Genomic DNA, 18,525 nt, shown 5'->3' with positions numbered 1-18,525 from the left:
GCCGGGCTTCGTACCGGATAGATATTTACTAAAATCCGACAGTTGTTGTCGCTGAGGAAGAAAGAAATGGGGCAATTTTTCGCTTACGTGGCGGTTATCACCGTAAAGGAGAATAACTATGTCGCATAACGCAACTCCAAACACCTCTCGCGTGGAATTACGTAAAACGCTTACGTTGATTCCGGTTGTTATGATGGGCCTTGCCTATATGCAACCGATGACGCTGTTCGATACATTCGGTATCGTATCAGGCCTCACTGACGGTCACGTTGCAACGGCGTACGCCTTTGCACTGGTCGCCATTCTCTTTACAGCGCTGAGCTACGGTAAAGTGGTTCGCCGTTTCCCGTCCGCAGGCTCTGCGTACACCTATGCTCAGAAATCCATTAGCCCGGCTGTTGGCTTTATGGTGGGCTGGTCATCACTGCTGGACTACCTGTTCATGCCGATGATCAACATTCTGCTGGCAAAAATTTACTTCGAAGCGCTGGTACCTTCCGTACCGTCGTGGATCTTCGTTGTGGCGCTGGTGGCCTTTATGACCATCTCTAACCTGCGCAGCATCAAGACCGTGGCTAACTTCAACACCCTGATCGTGATCCTTCAGATGGGGATTGTTGCGGTTATCGTTGGGCTGATCATCTACGGCGTTTCCCACGGTGAAGGCGCAGGTACGCTGACCAGCACCCGTCCGTTCTGGTCTGAAGGTGCGCACGTTGTGCCGATGATCACCGGGGCGACTATCCTGTGCTTCTCGTTCCTGGGCTTCGACGGTATCTCTTCTCTGTCTGAAGAGACCAAAGATGCCGAGCGCGTGATCCCGAAAGCGATTTTCCTGACCGCGCTGATTGGCGGCCTGATCTTCATCGGTGCGTCTTATTTCTTACAGCTGTATTTCCCGGATATCTCTCGCTTTAAAGATCCGGATGCATCGCAGCCTGAAATCATGCTGTACGTGGCGGGTAAAACCTTCCAGTGGGGCGTGCTGATCTTCTCCAGCGTCACCGTACTGGCATCCGGTATGGCAGCGCACGCGGGCGTTTCTCGTCTGATGTACGTGATGGGCCGTGACGGTGTGTTCCCAACTCGCTTCTTTGGTTACGTGCATCCGAAATGGCGTACACCGGCGTGGAACGTGCTGCTGGTGGGCGCAATTGCCCTGCTGGCGATCAAGTTCGACCTGGTAACGGCCACTGCGCTGATTAACTTTGGTGCGCTGGTGGCGTTCACCTTCGTTAACCTCTCCGTGATTTCGCAGTTCTGGATCCGTGAGAAGCGCAACAAGACGCTGAAGGACCACATCAACTATCTGGTGCTGCCAGTGTGTGGTGCCCTGACGGTGGGCGCCCTGTGGATCAACCTGGAAGAGAGCTCAATGGTTCTGGGTCTGATCTGGGGTGCAATCGGTCTGATTTACCTGGCTTGCGTAACGAAGAGCTTCCGCAACCCGGTTCCTCAGTACGAAGACGTCGCGTAAGACTGTGTCGGGTGGCGGCTTCGCCTTACCCGACCTACGGACTTCTACACCGTAGGCCCGCGTAAGCGAAGCGCCACCGGGCAAAAAAAAAGCCGGAGACATCGCCTCCGGCTTTTTTGTACCCGCTACTCAGACAATTTCTTGCGCGTACTGGAACAGCGCTTTCAGCAGCGCCTGTTTCTCAGCATTCCCTTCATACTGGCCGTAAAGCATCTCCAGCTCCTGGGCGTAGCTATTAAGAAACTCAGGCGTAAACACGTTGCGCCGATGCTGTAACCAGCGCTCCTGCTCTGCTTCATCCAGCGAGCCTGGATAGTTGCGCGCACGGTAGTTAAACATCAGCTTCTCAATACGCGTGTCCGCAAAGGTGATATCCAGCGCGGGCAAATTACGCGGGTCGGTTTGCAGCACGATGTTCATCGCCGCGCGATCGGCATCGCTAAAGAAGCCGTTATAAAGCTGCGCATCCACATTCTCAGACGGCACGAACGGCTCTGCTTCGGCAAAAATGGCGACGACTTTCTCGCGCACCTGCGGGTTGTCGCGCAGCACTTTCAGGTTATCGAGGCAGTGCTGACGGTTAATCCCCAGCCGGTCGGCGTCTTCCGGGCGCAGCGTGTTGGCCTGCGCAAGCACCGGGCATTTATTGATGTGCACCAGTTTTACGGGTACGGCTGGCAGGTCACCCAGCGCCTCTTTCGGCGTATAAAGCCGTTCACGTAAGGTGTCGCTGTCGAGCTCAAGCAGCGGCGAGATATCCCCGGCAAGATCCACCATGATGACGGCGTTACGGTTGTCTGGATGCCAGGCAAGCGGCGCCACCCAGCTTGTGTTCCCGCGCCACGCGCCAAACATCCCTGAAATGTGCACCAGCGGTTTCATCTGCGGCACGTCAATCAGCGTCATCAGCTTTTGCTTGCTGCGATGGCTCAGCAGATACTCAAACAGGCGCGGCTGCGCGGTTTTTACGAGCTTCGCCATAGCGATGGTCGCGTAGACGTCTGCCATCGCGTCGTGGGCGTTGCTGTGCTCGATGCCGTTGGCCCGCGTCAGGTGCTCGAGCCTGAAGCTCGGCAAGCCGTCGTCGTTCTCCGGCCAGTTAATTCCCTCCGGGCGCAGCGCATAGCAGGCGCGCATAATATCCAGCAAATCCCAGCGCGAATTGCGGTTCTGCCAGCTCCAGGCATACGGATCGTAGAAGTTGCGGTAGAAGATATTGCGCGTCACTTCATCGTCAAAACGGATGTTGTTGTAACCCACCACGCAGGTATTGGGCACCGTGAACAGGTCGTGGATGCGACGGGCAAATTCTGCTTCGCTAACGCCTTTATCCCGCGCTTCCTGAGGGGTGATGCCCGTCACCATCACCGCGCCCGGCTGCGGCAGATAGTCATCGGCGGGTTTACAGTAAAACACCTCGGGTTCGCCGATGACGTTAAATTCGTCATCGGTTCGGATAGCCGCAAACTGCGCCGGTCGGTCCAGCGCCGGATGGGTGCCAAAGGTTTCGTAATCGTGGAACAAAAAAGTCGGGCGCGCGGCAGAGTCAGACACCAGTAATCTCATCCTGTTAAAAATTGACGTCTCTATGGTAAACGATTGGGGTGAGCAGTCCGAATAAAAAGCACCTTCAGGCAAGAAATTTGCGAGATTTGTTCCGAAAAAATCTGCGTGCTGTCACATTTTTTTGCAATTAAGGCAGGTAACGACATCAGAACTCCCGTAAAAAGGTCATCGATTTTTACTGACCTGAGGATATACCGTTGAAACGCCGTCTGTTTATTGCTGTTTCTTTACTCGCTTCGAGTATTTCATCCGCGCTGGCTGCCGAGCCGCTGGATTTTTCACCTCAGCCGCCTGCCATCCAGGCAGGATCCTGGGTATTGATGGATTACACCACGGGTCAAATCTTAACGGCGGGCAACGAACATCAGCAGCGTAATCCGGCGAGCCTGACCAAACTGATGACGGGGTACGTTGTCGATCGTGCCATTGATAGCCACCGCATCAGCCCCGATGACATTGTGACGGTCGGACGTGACGCCTGGGCAAAAGGCAATCCGGTCTTTGACGGTTCGTCTCTGATGTTTCTGAAGCAGGGCGATCGGGTTTCTGTGCGCGATCTCAGCCGCGGCCTGATTGTTGATTCCGGCAATGACGCCTGCGTGGCGCTGGCGGATCACGTGGCGGGCGGTCAGCCGCAGTTCGTCAGGATGATGAATGACTACGTTGAAAAGCTGAACCTGCGCGATACCCACTTCGAAACCGTACACGGGCTGGATGCACCCGGTCAGCACAGCTCCGCTTACGATCTCGCCGTGCTTTCCCGGGCCATCATCCACGGCGAGCCTGAGTTCTACCACATGTACAGCGAGAAGAGTCTGACCTGGAACGGCATCACTCAGCAGAACCGCAACGGCCTGCTGTGGGATAAGACCATGAACGTGGATGGTCTGAAAACGGGACACACCTCGGGCGCGGGCTTTAACCTGATCGCCTCCGCAGTGGATGGTCAGCGTCGACTGATTGCGGTGGTGATGGGGGCAGACAGCCCGAAAGGACGTGAAGATCAGGCGCGCAAGCTGCTCCACTGGGGACAGCAAAATTTCGATACGGTGCAGATCCTGCATAACGGCAAAAAAGTGGGAACCGAACGCATCTGGTATGGCGATAAAGAGCAGATCGCGCTGGGCACGGATCAGGATTTCTGGCTGGCATTACCCAAAACGGAAGTGCCGAACATCAAGGCGAAATATGTAATGGATAAAAAAGAGCTGGAAGCGCCGATCGCCGCGCATCAGCGGGTAGGGGAGATCCAGCTGTACGATCGTGACAAGGTGGTAGCGCACTGGCCATTAGTTACGCTGGAGCGCGTTGAAAAGGGCGGCCTTTTCTCCCGCCTCGGCGATTATCTGCATCATAAACTCTAACCTTTTCGGGCAGACTGGCAGTGTTGCGAGTCTGCTCACATAATAAACACTCCTGGTTTGCCGATAATCTCGATTCTGCTTTATAGTGTATATATATACAGTAATAAACGGAGGCAGCATGGACTACAGCATCAGGCAGCAACAGAAACGTACGATCGCTGGCTTTCATCTCGTGGGGCCGTGGGAAAAGACGGTCAAGCAGGGATTTGAACAGCTGGTTATGTGGGTAGATGGACGTCATATTCAGCCGCAGGAGTGGGTGGCCGTTTATTATGACAATCCGGATGACGTGCCGGCAGAAAAGCTTCGCTGCGTTACCGCCGTAACGGTAGCGGACGATTTCACTATCCCTGATAACAGCGAAGGGGTAATGCTGACCGAAATTGCTGCCGGAGAGTATGCTATTGCTGCCGCGCGCGTCGAAAATCATGATTTCGCCACCCCGTGGTATCAGTTCTTCAACTCCCTGCTGGAAGACAGCAAATTCCAGATTGCGCCAAAACCCTGCTTCGAACGCTATCTGAACGATGGCAATGCTGACGGCTACTGGGATATTGAGATGTTTGTACCGGTAGAGCACAAAGTGGGATAATCCTGCGAAACGCAGGGTTTTTCAGCCGGGCGCGATCCACCCGGCTGAAAACACAGTACAATTGTGGTTTGCCGTAGAGCTGGAGACGGGTGTGCGCCCCGACAAGTCATTAACCCCTTTTGAAATTCGGTTATACAAACATTATCGCGTGGTGCACGGTTGCCGCATTGCGCTGGCGTTTGTGCTGACCTTCGTACTGGTTCGTTTGCTGGATATCCCGGAAGGAACGTGGCCGCTGATCACGCTGGTGGTGGTGATGGGGCCGATCTCATTCTGGGGGAACGTGGTCCCTCGCGCTTTCGAACGCATAGGCGGTACCGTTTTAGGCTCGGCGCTTGGGCTTATCGCCCTGAAGCTGGAGCTAATTTCATTTCCGTTCATGTTGCTGTGGTGCGCGGTGGCGATGTTTCTTTGCGGATGGCTGGCCCTCGGCAAGAAACCGTATCAGGCGCTGCTGATTGGCATTACGCTCGCCGTTGTGGTCGGCGCACCGGCGGGCGATATGACCACCGCATTGTGGCGAAGCGGGGACGTAATCCTCGGCTCGTTGCTCGCCATGCTGTTTACCGGCATCTGGCCGCAGCGCGCCTTCCTGCACTGGCGCATTCAGATGGCAAACTACGTCACGGCATTTAACCGGGTTTACCAGGCCGGGTTTTCGCCGAATCTGATTGAGCGTCCGCGGCTGGAAAAGCACCTGCAAAAAATCCTTAATGATGTGGTCAAAATGCGCGGGTTAATTACCCCGGCAAGCAAAGAGACGCATATCCAGAAAGCCATTTTTGAAGCCATTCAAACGGTCAGCCGTAATCTGGTCTGTATGCTTGAACTGCAAATCAATGCCCACTGGGCCTCACGCCCCAGCCATCTTCTGATGCTCAACGCGCATACGCTGAAAGAGACGCAGCAGATGACGCAACAGACCCTGCTAACCATCGCTCATGCACTTTACGAAGGTAACCCACAGCCGATACGGGCGAACAGCGAGCGGCTGAATGACATCGTCATCGAGCTCAAACAGCTGATGAATGAGCGTCAGGGCGACAATGTGTCTGAAACGCCCATCCACGGCTATGTCTGGCTGAGTATGGAGCTGGCGCGACAGCTGGAGTTGTTATCGCAGCTGATTTGCCGGGCACTGCGCAAATAAAAAGCGTATGTGATGCCTGCTGCTTCGATTCAGCAACAATTAGGGTTATGATGGTTTTAAACGATATACTCATTGTCATTCGCAGCCGCTGTCTGTTAAAACGGTTGCTTTAACGAATCCGAATCTCACATTATCAGGGGTGTAAAAATGGAAACTACCAAGCCTTCGTTCCAGGATGTTCTGGAGTTCGTCCGCCTGTTCCGCCGCAAAAACAAGCTACAGCGCGAAATCCAGGACGTAGAGAAGAAGATCCGTGACAACCAGAAACGTGTCCTGCTGCTGGACAACCTGAGCGACTACATCAAGCCAGGTATGAGCGTTGAAGCCATTCAGGGCATCATCGCCAGCATGAAGAGCGATTATGAAGATCGCGTTGATGACTACATCATCAAAAACGCTGAGCTGTCCAAAGAGCGTCGCGACATCTCCAAAAAGCTGAAAGTGATGGGCGAAATCAAAAACGTCGACGCTAAAGGCGAGTAATCGCACACTCTGTTGCCCGGTGGCGCTGCGCTTACCGGGCCTACAGTACTGTTATCACGTAGGTCGGGTAAGGTGAAGCCGCCACCCGACAATTTCACGAACGCAAAAAAGCAAAAAGCCTGCTCTAAAAGCAGGCTTTTTTAATTTGGCTCCTCTGACTGGACTCGAACCAGTGACATACGGATTAACAGTCCGCCGTTCTACCGACTGAACTACAGAGGAATCGTTGTGGAGGCTTATCTTAGCGGCGAAAAAACTTTTGTCAAACCTGATCTCAGGCAAAAGTGATTGTTTGATGATTCTGTCGTCATTTTGTTGTAAATCCAAACATAATTTTATGGAAAATACTTTGCAGGATACGCATTTCTGCCCCATCATTTGAAATGGAGTTTCAACTTTCTCGTTAAGGCCCATTTTGAACGTCACCGCACCCCTGCGCCAGGCGATTATGCGCACGCCCTGGTATGCAAAACGTAAGAGTTATCGAGTTCTGTTTTGGCGTGAAATCACCCCCCTTGCTGTGCCTATTTTCCTGGAGAATACCTGCGTCCTGTTGATGGGGGTGTTAAGCACCTTCCTGGTGAGCTGGCTCGGTAAAGAAGCCATGGCCGGGGTAGGGCTGGCGGACAGTTTCAACATGGTTGTGATGTCCTTCTTTGCCGCTATCGATCTCGGTACAACGGTAGTGGTGGCGTTTAGTCTTGGGAAACTTGATCCAAAACGCGCCCGGGAGGCGGCCAGACAGTCGCTGATGATCATGACCCTCTTTTCGATCATCCTGGCGGCGGTTATCCATTATTACGGCAAAGAAATTATCGACATCGTCGCGGGTGAAGCGACAGGTGAAGTGAAGGATCTGGCGCTCACCTATCTGGAAATGACGGTGCTGAGCTATCCGGCGGCTGCCATCGCGCTGATTGGTAGCGGTGCGCTTCGTGGCGCAGGGAATACCAAAATTCCGCTGCTAATAAATGGCGGCATGAACATCCTGAACATCATTATCAGCAGTGTTTTGATTTACGGTGTCTTTTCCTGGGAGGGGCTGGGCTTTGTCGGCGCGGGATTAGGGCTGACCATTTCCCGTTATATTGGTGCGGCGGCGATAATCGGCGTGCTGATGGCGGGAATTACGCCATCGCTGCGCCTGACGCTTAAAAGCTATTTCCGTCCGCTTAACTTCGCCATTATCTGGGAAGTGATGGGGATCGGTATTCCGGCCAGCATCGAATCCGTGTTGTTTAACGGTGGGAAACTGCTGACGCAGATGTTTGTTGCCGGGATGGGAACAGACGTCATCGCCGGCAACTTTATTGCCTTCTCCATCGCCTCGCTCATTAACCTGCCCGGAAACGCACTGGGATCGGCGTCGACGATCATCACCGGCAGACGCCTCGGAAAGGGGCAGATAGGGCAGGCGGAACGGCAGCTTCGGCATGTCTTCTGGCTTTCAACCATTGGACTGACGGCGATTGCGTGGGGAACTGCGCCTTTAGCCGGGCTAATGGCCTCGTTCTATACGCACGAAAATGACGTGAAAGAGGTCGTGAAGGTGCTGATTTGGCTCAACGCGGCGTTTATGCCAATTTGGGCCGCGTCCTGGGTACTTCCTGCCGGGCTGAAAGGGGCGCGCGATGCCCGGTTTGCGATGTGGGTCTCCATGCTCGGCATGTGGGGCTGCCGCGTCGTGGCGGGCTACACGCTGGGGGTAATGTTAGGTATGGGCGTTGTCGGCGTCTGGCTGGGGATGTTCCTTGACTGGGCCGTGCGCGGGGCGCTGTTCTACTGGCGCATGGTGAGCGGACGCTGGCTGTGGAAATATCCGCGAAAAAAACCGGAGCAGGAGGTTTCGGAAACGGCAAGTGCCTGACAAATGTGCGAAGTGGAGAATAAATCGGCAAACGATTGAAAATCTGCATTCACCCTTTGACATCCTCAGGGCGCATCGATAATATGCGCCCCGTTCACACGATTCCTCTGTAGTTCAGTCGGTAGAACGGCGGACTGTTAATCCGTATGTCACTGGTTCGAGTCCAGTCAGAGGAGCCAAATTTGAAAAGCCTGCTTTTAAGCAGGCTTTTTGCTTTTCTGCGTTCAGTAAAATTGTCGGGTGGCGCTCCGCTTACCCGACCTACAGAATCTCAGGCCGGGTAAGCGGTGTGCGTGAAATGTCCTTGTTATCACCTAAACGGTGGCTCATTGAAGGTGCGCAGCTTACGGGAATGCAGTTTGTCGCCCTCTGCACGCAGTAAATCGATGGCGCGAATTCCAATCTGAAGGTGCTCTGAGATCGCCCCTTCGTAGAAACGGTTCGCCTGACCCGGCAGTTTGATCTCGCCGTGCAGCGGTTTATCGGACACGCACAGCAGCGTGCCGTACGGGACGCGGAAGCGGTAGCCCTGCGCAGCAATGGTGGCGCTTTCCATATCGATCGCGACCGCACGGCTGAGATTGAAACGCAGGGCGGAGGCGGAATAGCGAAGCTCCCAGTTACGATCGTCGGTGGTGACGACCGTACCGGTACGCAGGCGCTGCTTCACCTCTTCACCCGGCATGCCGCTCACCTCTTTGGTGGCGTCGTACAGGGCGCGCTGTACTTCAGCGATACTCGGGATAGGAATGTCCGGCGGCAGAACCGCGTCAAGGACATGGTCGTCACGCAGATAAGCGTGGGCGAGGACATAATCACCAATCAGCTGGCTTTCACGCAGGCCGCCGCAGTGGCCGATCATCAGCCAGACGTCCGGGCGCAGAACCGCCAGATGGTCGCAGATGGTTTTCGCATTCGACGGGCCAACGCCGATGTTAATCAACGTAATGCCCTGACCGTCGGCGGTGACCAGGTGCCAGGCGGGCATCTGGTGCTTTTTCCACGCCAGGTCGGAGATGGCCTCTTCCGGTGCTTCGGTTTCGGCAGTGATCCAGATCCCGCCCGCGCAGGAGAGAGCGATGTAAGGGCTGTCCGGGTCAAGGATCTGGCTACAGCCCCAGCGGACAAATTCGTCTACATAGCGGGTGTAGTTGGTAAACAGTACGAACGGCTGGAAATGTTCGGCTGGGGTGCCGGTGTAGTGGCGCAGGCGTGCCAGCGAAAAATCGACACGGCGGGCATCAAAGTGCGACAGCGGTGAAAACTCTGCCGGGTGATAGATCCCGTCCGCCGTCTCATCGCCAATCTGCGACAGCTCAGTGGTCGGGAAATGGCGGGTCAGCCCCGCGCTCATGGAGCGATCCAGCGTCAGCGCTGAGCCGTCTATCACGTACGGGTAAGGGATCTCGTGCAGGGACGGTTCAACGCTGATATGCGCGCCGTAATCCTGATACAGCAGGGTAAGCTGCTCTTCCAGGTAGGGGCGGAACAGCGCAGGACGCGTGATGGTCGTGCTGTAACAGCCGGAGTGGGTGAAACGCGCATAGGCGCGGGTTTTCGGATTGCTGCTGGCGCTGCCGTCCCAGGTGACAGAGAGCGATGGATAAACAAAAAGGCCCTGGGTTCTGGCCTTTTCATCGGGAAGTTTCCCTGTTTCGATATAGTCACTGATGGCGCTGCGCAGTGCATTGACGGACTGTTCATACAGCGCGTCGAGTTTTTCCAGCGCCTGAGTCGGGGTCAGGCTGGAGCCCTTATTATTCATGTCTGTCTCCTTGTTCCACAGGTGTGCGGCTATAACCGATAGTATGTCACACGCCTGTGAAACAAAAGTGAGGAGATCAGCTGTGCGCGGTTTCCTTCATCAACAGGGCGGTGGCAGCAGAAAGCAGGCAACCTGCCAGCAGATAAATCGCCACGCTATGCCAGTTCCCGCCGGAGAACGTCACCAGCGCGGCGGCGATAAACGGCGTAAACCCGCCGCCGACCACGCTCGCCACCTGATATCCCACGCCCGCGCCGCTGTAGCGGTAGCTTGCGCCAAATAGCTCGGTAAACATCGGCTGCTGCACGCAGACCACCATATCGTGAGCGATGTTCGCGAGCATGATCGCGAAGAAGACAATCCAGAAGACCGACTGGGCCTCCAGCGCCATAAAGAACGGCCAGGCGCTGAGTGTGCCGATGAGCGCGCCCGTGATGTATACCCGTCGACGCCCATAGCGATCCGCCAGCCAGGCGAAGCAGGGGATGGTCAGACAGCTGATCCCACCCACCACCAGGCCAATATTCAGGAACAATTCCCGCGGCAGGCCTAGGTTTTGCGTGGAGTAGTTGAGGGCGAAGGCGGTGACGATATACATCGTCAGCAGTTCGCACAGGCGCAGGGCGATAATTTTCAGAAAAGCGCCAGGGTGCTGCACCAGCGCTTCCATCACCGGCAGCCGTTTTTTCGCGACCAGTTTTTCGCGTTGCTGCCGCTCAAACTCAGCCGACTCTTCCATGCCGTTACGGATCCACAGGGCCACCACGACCAGCACAATGCTGAAGATAAACGGAATACGCCAGCCCCAGCTTAGGAACTGCTCGTCTGTCGTGAGCTGGCTTATGAGCGACACCAGGCCCGTGGAGAGCAGCAGACCCACGCCATAACCTACCTGCACGCCGCTGCTGTAGAACGCTTTCTTATTCTTCGGCGCGCTTTCCACGGACAGCAGTGCCGCGCCGCCCCATTCGCCGCCGACGGCAAAGCCCTGAATGGCGCGAAGCGTCACCAGCAACACCGGGGCCCACCAGCCAATCGATGCAAAGGAGGGCAAAATACCGATCAACGCGGTGGCAATGCCCATCATCCAGACGGTGAGCATCAGCATGCGCTTACGGCCAAGGCGATCGCCGAAGTGGCCGAAAATTATCCCGCCCAGCGGACGAAACAGAAAACCGACGCCGAAGGTGGCAAACGCAGCAAGCGTGCCCATGGCGGGGCTGATCTGAGGAAAGAATTCACGGTTAAAGACCAGCGCAGCGGTAATACCGTAGAGCAGAAAGTCATAGCAGTCGACGACGGCGCCTGCGAAGCTACCTAAAGCGGCGCGGCGGGCGCGGTTAAGCGAAGGTGTCTCCTCGTTGCGGCGAGCGGAGATGAGGGTGGAGTCCATAGTTGTCCTGTCTGTACTGATTTTTAATTATTGGTATAAGAAAAGGTCACTCACGTTGCAGCCGTCATATTGACGGAACGTATGAGACTACCGCGACAGACGGCCTGAGAAAACGTTTTTATCTTTCCTGAAAGCGCAGAATCAATAAATTTCATCTTATCGGGTCCCAATATAAATCAGCCTGTTTGGCTCCGGTTAGGGCTGAATGGTTTACAGTAATAATGATCGCTGTGTGACGTAAGCTGAGGGAATAACGATGCAACGCCTCTTTCCTGCACTCTGGGTAGTCCTGTTTTTGGTGGCTTCGCCGCTGCATGCGGAGCCAAAAGTCTACGGCGAACAGCGCATCCACCGCTGGTGGGATGCGGTAACAGACGATATTTCCCAGACCTGGGAGCAGCCGGATCGTTACGATCTCTACCTGCCGTTTCTGAGCTGGCATGCCCGCTTTATGTATGACAAAGAGAAAACGGATAACTACAACGAAATGCCGTGGGGCGGCGGACTGGGCGTTTCTCGCTACAACGACGAGGGCAACTGGAGCGCACTCTTTGCCATGATGTTTAAAGATTCACATAGCGAGTGGCAGCCCGCGATGGGCTACGGCTGGGAAAAGGGCTGGTATCTGGATAACGCAAAAGATTTCCGTCTGGGGCTGGGGGCCGCCGCGGGGATCACCGCGCGCGACGACTTTGCCAACTATGTCCCGCTGCCATTTATTTTCCCGCTTTTCTCTGCCGGATATAAGCGCGTCACCGTCCAGTTCACCTATATTCCCGGAACCTACAACAACGGCAACGTGCTGTTTGCCTGGCTGCGCCTGGGCTTTTAAAGAGTGATCACTTTTTTGGCCACTGCGTTGGACAGGATCAGCAGCGAAAACAGGACCGACGTAACAAAGGTGAGCACAATCAGAGCAAGTTTGGTGCTCAGGGACGTTACCGGAATGAGCGCCGTCAGCAGGTGAAACACCGAGTAGTGCATGATATAGACCCCGGTCATCGTTTTGCTAATGGCGGCCAGCACGGACTCTTTAAACTCCGCATTGCGGCGAAAACGTACGCCGTTGGCCGCAATCACCAGGGCAATAATCAGGATGTAGATTTGCGATCCGGTGAGGATAAAGGCGTTTCTGTCCGCTTTAAATAGCGCAAAAAAGAAATGCCGTTCGTAAAACCACGTGAAGAGATAGATAAACGGTATGGCAATCACCGCTGCCCTGACCACATTTTTGCGGCCGATCCACGCCGCAATCTGCGGATCGCAAAAGAGCTGCCCCGTCAGATAAAACAGCAGCCACGTCCACAGGCGATACTGCGGCGACAATGAAAGCACGTGGACATCAGGATAGAGGGCTGACAGCAAATCGTACCCGTATGAGAAAAGCAGCAGTGTGGCAATCACCCCGCAAAACAGCGTTCGCCGCTGGCTGAGCCACTCCACCGCCGGATGAAAAGTGTAAATCACGACAAACGCGAACACGAACCAGGGCTGGATCAGATATCCGCGCTGATAGGGCTCCCACAGGTAGTAAATGGTTACCCAGAACAGAAAGACGATCACCAGGCTTTTGATCTTATCCAGCTGCCAGCGCGTGCCGTGTCGGGATTGCCCATCCAGATACCCTGCAACCACAAAAAACAACGGCGTGGCGATGGTCGAAATGAAGGTTAAAAAACCGAGGATCCAGTGATAGTCATAATCGTAATGGTCCCAGGTGTTGTAGATGGTGAAGAAGGTGACCGCCGTCATACAGCCCAGCGTCTTGATGATGTTCAGCCCTGTCGCATTCATTGTTGTTCAGCTTCGTCCTTACGATAAAAACACGCGTAAATTACGGGGAGTACCAGCAGCGTCAGGATTGTAGCAAACCCAAGCCCAAACATAATCACAACGGCCATGCTCTGGAAGAACACATCCAGCAGCAGGGGGGCGAGGCCAAGCACGGTCGTAAAGGCGGTGAGCAGGATGGGACGCAGGCGCGACGTGGCGGCGTAAACGATCGCACTGTGCTGATCCTGCTGCGCTTTCTGCTGCTCAATCTCTTCCACCAGCACAATGCCGTTGCGGATCAGCATCCCGCTCAGGCTCAGCAGGCCAATCAGTGCCATAAAGCCAAAGGGGATCCCGGTAAGTAAAAAACCGGGCGTAACGCCGATCAGCGCCAGCGGCACGGTCAGCCAGATAGCGACGGCGTTTTTCACCGAACTGAACATCAGCACCGTGATCACAAACATCACCAGATACCCGAGCGGCAGCGTGGTAAATAGCCCCTGCTGCGCTTCGCTGGAGTTCTCCGCGTCCCCGCCCCATTCGATGCTGTAGCCGTGAGGCAGAGGCAGGGCATCTATTTGCGGCTTCACGCGGGCGAGAATATCGCCGGACGTTTGCTGGCTTAGCGGGTCAGGGTCGGTCTGCACGGTAAGCACGCGCGAGCGGTCGCGACGCAGGATCAGCGGATCTTCCCACTCCAGCGCGAAGCCGCTGACGACGTTGCTCAGCGGAATATACTGCTGACGGGTCTGGCTCCATACCAGGACGTTATTCAGGTGATTGGCGTCCAGCCGCTCACTTTCCGGCGGGCGCACCACCACGGGTAACAGGTCGCTTCCTTCTCTGTACAGTCCCGCCCGGCTGCCGGAGAAATTCATCTCCAGGGCGTTATCGACGTCCTGCTTATCCACGCCAAGCTCACGTCCCAGCGCGGTGACGTACTGCGGGCGGATCACTTTGCTGCGGTTTTGCCAGTCGTTCCTGACGGTGTCCGTCGCCGGATCGCGCGTAAGAATACTGTCTACCTGGCTGGCGATCAGACGCAGCCTGTCCGGATCGGGGCCCTTAATACGTATTTCAATGGCGCTGTCACCGGAGGGGCCAAACATCACCCGTTTCGTGCTGGCGTTAACCTGCGGGTAGTTCCGTGCGATGTACTCATCAACGTGGCGGGTCAGGGCGGGGATGTTACGCTGGTCGTCCATTCTCACCATGATTTGTGCATAGTTGCTGTACTGCCGCTGTCCGCTGTAGGTCAAAATAAATCGCATACTTCCCTGACCAATCGTCGAGACCGTAGTTTCCACGCCAGGCTGGCCGTTAATGGTTTTCTCGATATCGCCGGTCATCTTCTCGGTCCAGTTAATGTCGGTCCCGTAAGGGAGCCAGAGATCGACAAAGAAAATTGGCGTACTGGATGAGGGGAAGAAGTTCTGCCGCACCGAGCCAAAGCCCCAGATGGCGGCAGCCAGCAGCGCGGCCATCACCATCAGCGTTGGCGCTTTACGCCGTAACAGCGCGTTGAGCACCGCCTGATAGATCCGATAGATGCGTTTGTCGTAGGGATCCGTTTCGTCGGCGTCTGGCGGTGCAGCGTCATGTTTAAACAGCCACCATTTAATCAGCACCGGCGTAATGGTGAGGGCTGAGAACCAGCTCAGCATCAGCGAAATCAGCAACACCTGGAACAGCGACTTACAGTATTCGCCGGTGGAATCCTGTGACAGCCCGACGGGCGCAAAAGCCAGGATGGCGATGACCGTCGCACCCAGCAGCGGCAGCGCAGAGCGGCGAATTATAGCGTTAATGGCGTTAAGCAGGGGCGAGCCCTGCTGCCGGGCTATCAGTACCCCTTCGACAACCACGATGGCGTTATCGACCAGCATACTGAGGGCGATGATCAGCGCCCCCAGTGAAATACGCTGTAGTTCTATGCCCCAGAGATACATGATCAGCAGCGTGCCCAGCACGTTGAGCGCGAGGGAAAAGGCGATAATGAGCCCGCTGCGTAAGCCCATAAAGATCAGCAACACACCGACGACAATCGCCAGCGCCATCAGGAAATTAATGATAAATCCGTTGACGGAATGCCCGACCTCCGCCGCCTGATCGTAAAACAGGTCGATATGGATACCTGCCGGTTTCTCGGCTGACATCTGCTCAAGCTTCGCCTCCAGGGCATGTCCCACGTCGATCACGTTAACGCCGGGGATAAAGGAGACGCCCATGGTGACGGCTTTTCTGCCGTTGGCATGGTAGATGCTGGCAGGGGACGCATCCAGCCCACGTGACAGGGTGGCAATATCCCGTAAGCGGGTAGCCGCCCCAACGCCGGGCGGGGTCACTATGAGATCGGCCAGCTCGTCAATACTTTCGAATTCACCTGTAGGATGCAGACGAATTGACTCAGTACCGGAGGGGATCTCTCCTGCGCTGGAAACCACGTTCAGCCTGCTGAGCTGGGCAGAAAGCTGGTTAAGCGTAATCCCGCGCGCGGCCATTTTGCTCAGAGAAATGTCCACGTTAATCTGCTGGGTGAGGGCTCCGCCGATGGCCACTTTGCCCACGCCCGGCACGAGGACCAACTCCCGGCGCAGCTGCTCGGCATACCGCACCAGTTCCGGATTGCTGAATTCATCGCCGGAAATGGCAAAGAAAAAGCCGAACACATCGCCAAAATCGTCATTCACAAACGGGGTCACTACCCCCGGTGGAAACTGTCGGGCGGCATCTCCCACCCGGCGACGCAGTTCATCCCAGATTTGCGGCAGCGCATTTGAGTGGTAGCGCGAGGCTATATTGACCGTGATCTGCGACAGGCCGCTGGAGGAGATGGAGCTGACGTTATCCAGGTAAGGTAACTGCTGAAGCGCGTTTTCCAGCGGCAGGGTGACCTCTTCCTCAACCTGCTGCGCCGACGCGCCCGGATAATGAGTGATTACCACCGCCGTTTTGATGGTAAACGCCGGATCTTCCAGTCTGCCGATGTTCAACAGGGCAATAATGCCACCTACGCCCAGCAGCAGAATAGTCAGCCAGACGCGAACCGGGTTGCTGATAAACTGACGAGAGATATCCATTACAGTCCCCGTTCACGCGTCCAGATACGTACCGGCTGGTTGGGATGTAACTCCCCAACGCCTGCGGCCACCACGCGTTCACCCGCCTTAAGCCCACCGACGATGACGACCCCCTCAGCGCTGACTTGCCCGACGCTGACCTTACGATCTTCCAGGTGCAACGTATCGCCTTCGCCCGTCACCACCCAGACGTGTGGCTCATTGCGCGGGCGGTTATCCGGGTTAAAGACCGCTTCAACCGGCACCACCAGCGCCTCACTGCCCACGCCCGCCGGTAGGTTGGTTAAATTGATGGTGACCGTTCCGCTGACGCCGCCCACGACGGGAAAATCATCCGGGCGGGGCATGGTTAAAATCACCTGCCAGGTCAATGTGTTGCTGTCGCTACTGCCTGAGTGCTCTTTGTACACAGCGGTAAACTCGCGACCGGGCAGGGCGTTGATCCTCACTACCGGTCTGTACTGCGCATTGCGGATATCGAAGGTGTTAAACAGGTTCTCTGGAAGGCTGAACACCACGTCCAGCAGGTCGGTACGGGTCAGGGTGACGACGGGCTGGCCGGCTGAGACGACCTGATGATTTCGCACATGTACGCTGGCCGCTGTCCCGCTAAAGGGGGCGACGAGCGTCATCTGGCTTAATTCCTCGCGAGCAATCTGTAGCGCGGCGTTTGCAGAATCGCGGTTTGCGCGCTGGACATCCATCTCGGCCTTCGACACGGCCTGGCGTCCTGCCAGGGTCTGGAAGCGGTCGAATTGCCGCTGAGCCAGGGTCGCCGCCGTTTGCCTGTCGTTCAGACGCTGCCGGGCTTCGCGATCGTTAAGACTGGCGAGCCGTTGTCCCTGTTTGACAACGGCACCCTGGCGAATGTCCAGAGTCTCAATCTGCCCGGCACGTTTGAACGCGAGATCGGTGGCGTCGCCGGATTCGATACGCGCGGGAAATACGCGCTGCTGCGCGTTGCCGGCCTTCACCACCTCTGCGACTTTTACCATTTTTGGCAGGGGCGCGGCGCGGTCGGGTTTGGGGTCGCACGCCGTCAGCAGCAATAAAACAGCAGGCAGAAGAGAGAGGTAGCGCTTCACAGTATTCCCCTGATAATAATTGTTTTATTTATTTCGTCATCAATGCTGGGGTGGCACTATTCCGCCAGGGCCGAGACGACCACATAGGTAAATAAACCGATTGCTGTGCTGGCGATAATGGCAAGCGCAATAAACAAACCAAGGCGAATCAGGCTCAAACCGTACATGCATTCCTCCATGAGGTTGAAGGTGGCGCGGGATAATGAGAATGAACATGTTGCATGTCTGACTATGAGCATAGTCGGTGAATAAATAAATGTTAAATAACCATTATTAGTGGCGTGACATACTCAGGCGAAACAAGCGATACGATAGCGTATCCCCTTTGAATAACATCCTGATATTCCTGTGCTACGTTTAATAGCATCCATTCCTTTTTTCCGTAAAAGGCATTCACGCCTGTACCCATGGGTTTGATGCGATCTCTCCTGATTCACTCACTGTTGTGTTGGTTATAAAAAGGATGCTTGATATGTATAAAACGATTCTGGTGCCGGTGGATGTATACGAAACAGCGTTGTCTGATAAAGCGCTACAGCATGCCCAATTCCTGGCGCAAAGCGCATCGGGTAATGTCCATCTGCTGTACGTTATGCCAAAGTTCTCGGCGGAACTGACCCGCGGTTTTATTGCAGACGCGAGAAAGATGGATGAATATATGATTAATAATGCTAAAGAAAAACTGGCCGCGCTGGTAAAAAAAATCAGCCTGCCGGAAGCAAATGTCCATCTACATGTTCGCAGCGGGAATATACGTGATGAGGTAATCAAACTGGCGGATGAACTTAACGTCGGCGCGATTATTGTGGGGTCGCGCAATCCCAATATTCAAACCCATTTATTAGGGTCAGAGGCGGCGAGTATCGTTCGTTATGCACATGTTCCTGTTTTCGTTATTCGTTAATGACATGAAAGCAAGGTGATTTCTGA

The 18,525-nt window shown here is 55.3% G+C and carries 14 protein-coding genes, 2 tRNA genes and 1 pseudogene; 10 read left to right on the top strand and 7 right to left on the bottom strand.

Features of this window, described 5'->3' with window-relative positions:
* The first annotated feature begins 66 nt into the window (after positions 1-66).
* Positions 67-129 carry a membrane protein YoeI gene (yoeI, locus tag ACQG2Q_RS15180; protein WP_099458931.1) on the top strand — a complete coding sequence of 21 codons (63 nt, stop codon included), beginning with the start codon at positions 67-69 and terminating at the stop codon, positions 127-129.
* Positions 119-1,477 carry an APC family permease gene (locus ACQG2Q_RS15175; protein WP_426759228.1) on the top strand — a complete coding sequence of 453 codons (1,359 nt, stop codon included), beginning with the start codon at positions 119-121 and terminating at the stop codon, positions 1,475-1,477. Before yoeI ends, ACQG2Q_RS15175 begins: the two co-directional genes overlap by 11 nt.
* Before the next feature lie 129 nt (positions 1,478-1,606).
* On the opposite strand, the gene sbcB is transcribed toward ACQG2Q_RS15175, so the two are convergent.
* Entirely contained in the window at positions 1,607-3,043 is a 1,437-nt protein-coding gene (sbcB, locus tag ACQG2Q_RS15170; protein ID WP_400182190.1) for an exodeoxyribonuclease I, read from the bottom strand.
* A 191-nt stretch (positions 3,044-3,234) separates the two neighbouring features.
* Between sbcB and dacD the strand changes: the two genes are divergently transcribed.
* From dacD to ACQG2Q_RS15150, 4 genes are all read left to right on the top strand, one after another.
* Complete coding sequence (gene dacD, locus ACQG2Q_RS15165; protein WP_139153368.1) at positions 3,235-4,407, top strand: serine-type D-Ala-D-Ala carboxypeptidase DacD; 1,173 nt, start codon at positions 3,235-3,237, stop codon at positions 4,405-4,407.
* 118 nt (positions 4,408-4,525) lie between these two features.
* The gene (sbmC, locus tag ACQG2Q_RS15160) at positions 4,526-4,999 is read left to right on the top strand and encodes a DNA gyrase inhibitor SbmC (protein WP_022648599.1); all 474 of its coding nucleotides are present in this window, start codon (positions 4,526-4,528) and stop codon (positions 4,997-4,999) included.
* 91 nt (positions 5,000-5,090) lie between these two features.
* Entirely contained in the window at positions 5,091-6,149 is a 1,059-nt protein-coding gene (locus tag ACQG2Q_RS15155; RefSeq protein ID WP_022648598.1) for an FUSC family protein, read from the top strand.
* A gap of 147 nt (positions 6,150-6,296) precedes the next feature.
* Positions 6,297-6,632 carry a DUF496 family protein gene (locus tag ACQG2Q_RS15150; RefSeq protein ID WP_000450410.1) on the top strand — a complete coding sequence of 112 codons (336 nt, stop codon included), beginning with the start codon at positions 6,297-6,299 and terminating at the stop codon, positions 6,630-6,632.
* Between the two features lie 146 nt (positions 6,633-6,778).
* On the opposite strand, the gene ACQG2Q_RS15145 is transcribed toward ACQG2Q_RS15150, so the two are convergent.
* Positions 6,779-6,854 (bottom strand) — tRNA-Asn (locus ACQG2Q_RS15145).
* Between the two features lie 161 nt (positions 6,855-7,015).
* Here ACQG2Q_RS15145 and emmdR point away from each other — a divergent pair.
* Positions 7,016-8,499: pseudogene (emmdR, locus tag ACQG2Q_RS15140) on the top strand (multidrug efflux MATE transporter EmmdR).
* Positions 8,500-8,602: 103 nt separating this feature from the next.
* Positions 8,603-8,678: transfer RNA gene (locus tag ACQG2Q_RS15135), tRNA-Asn, on the top strand.
* Positions 8,679-8,809: 131 nt separating this feature from the next.
* Here ACQG2Q_RS15135 and ACQG2Q_RS15130 read toward each other — a convergent pair.
* Positions 8,810-10,264 (bottom strand): AMP nucleosidase, encoded by a 1,455-nt coding sequence (locus ACQG2Q_RS15130; RefSeq protein WP_063849665.1) that lies wholly within the window; start codon positions 10,262-10,264, stop codon positions 8,810-8,812.
* Positions 10,265-10,340: 76 nt separating this feature from the next.
* The gene (gene shiA / locus ACQG2Q_RS15125; RefSeq protein WP_063849662.1) at positions 10,341-11,657 is read right to left on the bottom strand and encodes a shikimate transporter; all 1,317 of its coding nucleotides are present in this window, start codon (positions 11,655-11,657) and stop codon (positions 10,341-10,343) included.
* A gap of 256 nt (positions 11,658-11,913) precedes the next feature.
* Here shiA and pagP point away from each other — a divergent pair, with 256 nt between their 5' ends.
* Positions 11,914-12,489, top strand: coding sequence for a lipid IV(A) palmitoyltransferase PagP (gene pagP / locus ACQG2Q_RS15120; protein ID WP_032623990.1), 576 nt, complete (start codon positions 11,914-11,916; stop codon positions 12,487-12,489).
* On the opposite strand, the gene ACQG2Q_RS15115 is transcribed toward pagP, so the two are convergent.
* Genes ACQG2Q_RS15115 through ACQG2Q_RS15105 form a run of 3 tightly spaced genes read right to left on the bottom strand, consistent with a single transcriptional unit; the run spans position 12,486 to position 17,595 of the window.
* Positions 12,486-13,409, bottom strand: coding sequence for an acyltransferase (locus tag ACQG2Q_RS15115; protein WP_161956935.1), 924 nt, complete (start codon positions 13,407-13,409; stop codon positions 12,486-12,488). The two genes, pagP and ACQG2Q_RS15115, sit on opposite strands and share 4 nt — an antisense overlap.
* A 38-nt stretch (positions 13,410-13,447) precedes the next feature.
* Positions 13,448-16,510, bottom strand: a complete 3,063-nt coding sequence (locus ACQG2Q_RS15110; RefSeq protein WP_063849661.1) for an efflux RND transporter permease subunit — start codon at positions 16,508-16,510, stop codon at positions 13,448-13,450.
* Positions 16,510-17,595 (bottom strand): efflux RND transporter periplasmic adaptor subunit, encoded by a 1,086-nt coding sequence (locus tag ACQG2Q_RS15105; RefSeq protein ID WP_046619217.1) that lies wholly within the window; start codon positions 17,593-17,595, stop codon positions 16,510-16,512. Before ACQG2Q_RS15105 ends, ACQG2Q_RS15110 begins: the two co-directional genes overlap by 1 nt.
* Before the next feature lie 472 nt (positions 17,596-18,067).
* Here ACQG2Q_RS15105 and ACQG2Q_RS15100 point away from each other — a divergent pair, with 472 nt between their 5' ends.
* Positions 18,068-18,499: a universal stress protein gene (locus ACQG2Q_RS15100; protein ID WP_023300514.1), complete on the top strand. Its 432-nt coding sequence runs from the start codon at positions 18,068-18,070 to the stop codon at positions 18,497-18,499.
* Positions 18,500-18,525 lie beyond the last annotated feature (26 nt).

Origin of the sequence: Enterobacter cloacae complex sp. 370H10, assembly GCF_050031535.1 — a bacterium.
In the GTDB taxonomy this organism is placed as follows: Bacteria; Pseudomonadota; Gammaproteobacteria; order Enterobacterales; family Enterobacteriaceae; genus Enterobacter; species Enterobacter intestinihominis.
The sequence above is the reverse complement of the archived record's forward strand: the minus strand, read 5'-3'. Positions and strand labels throughout refer to the sequence as shown.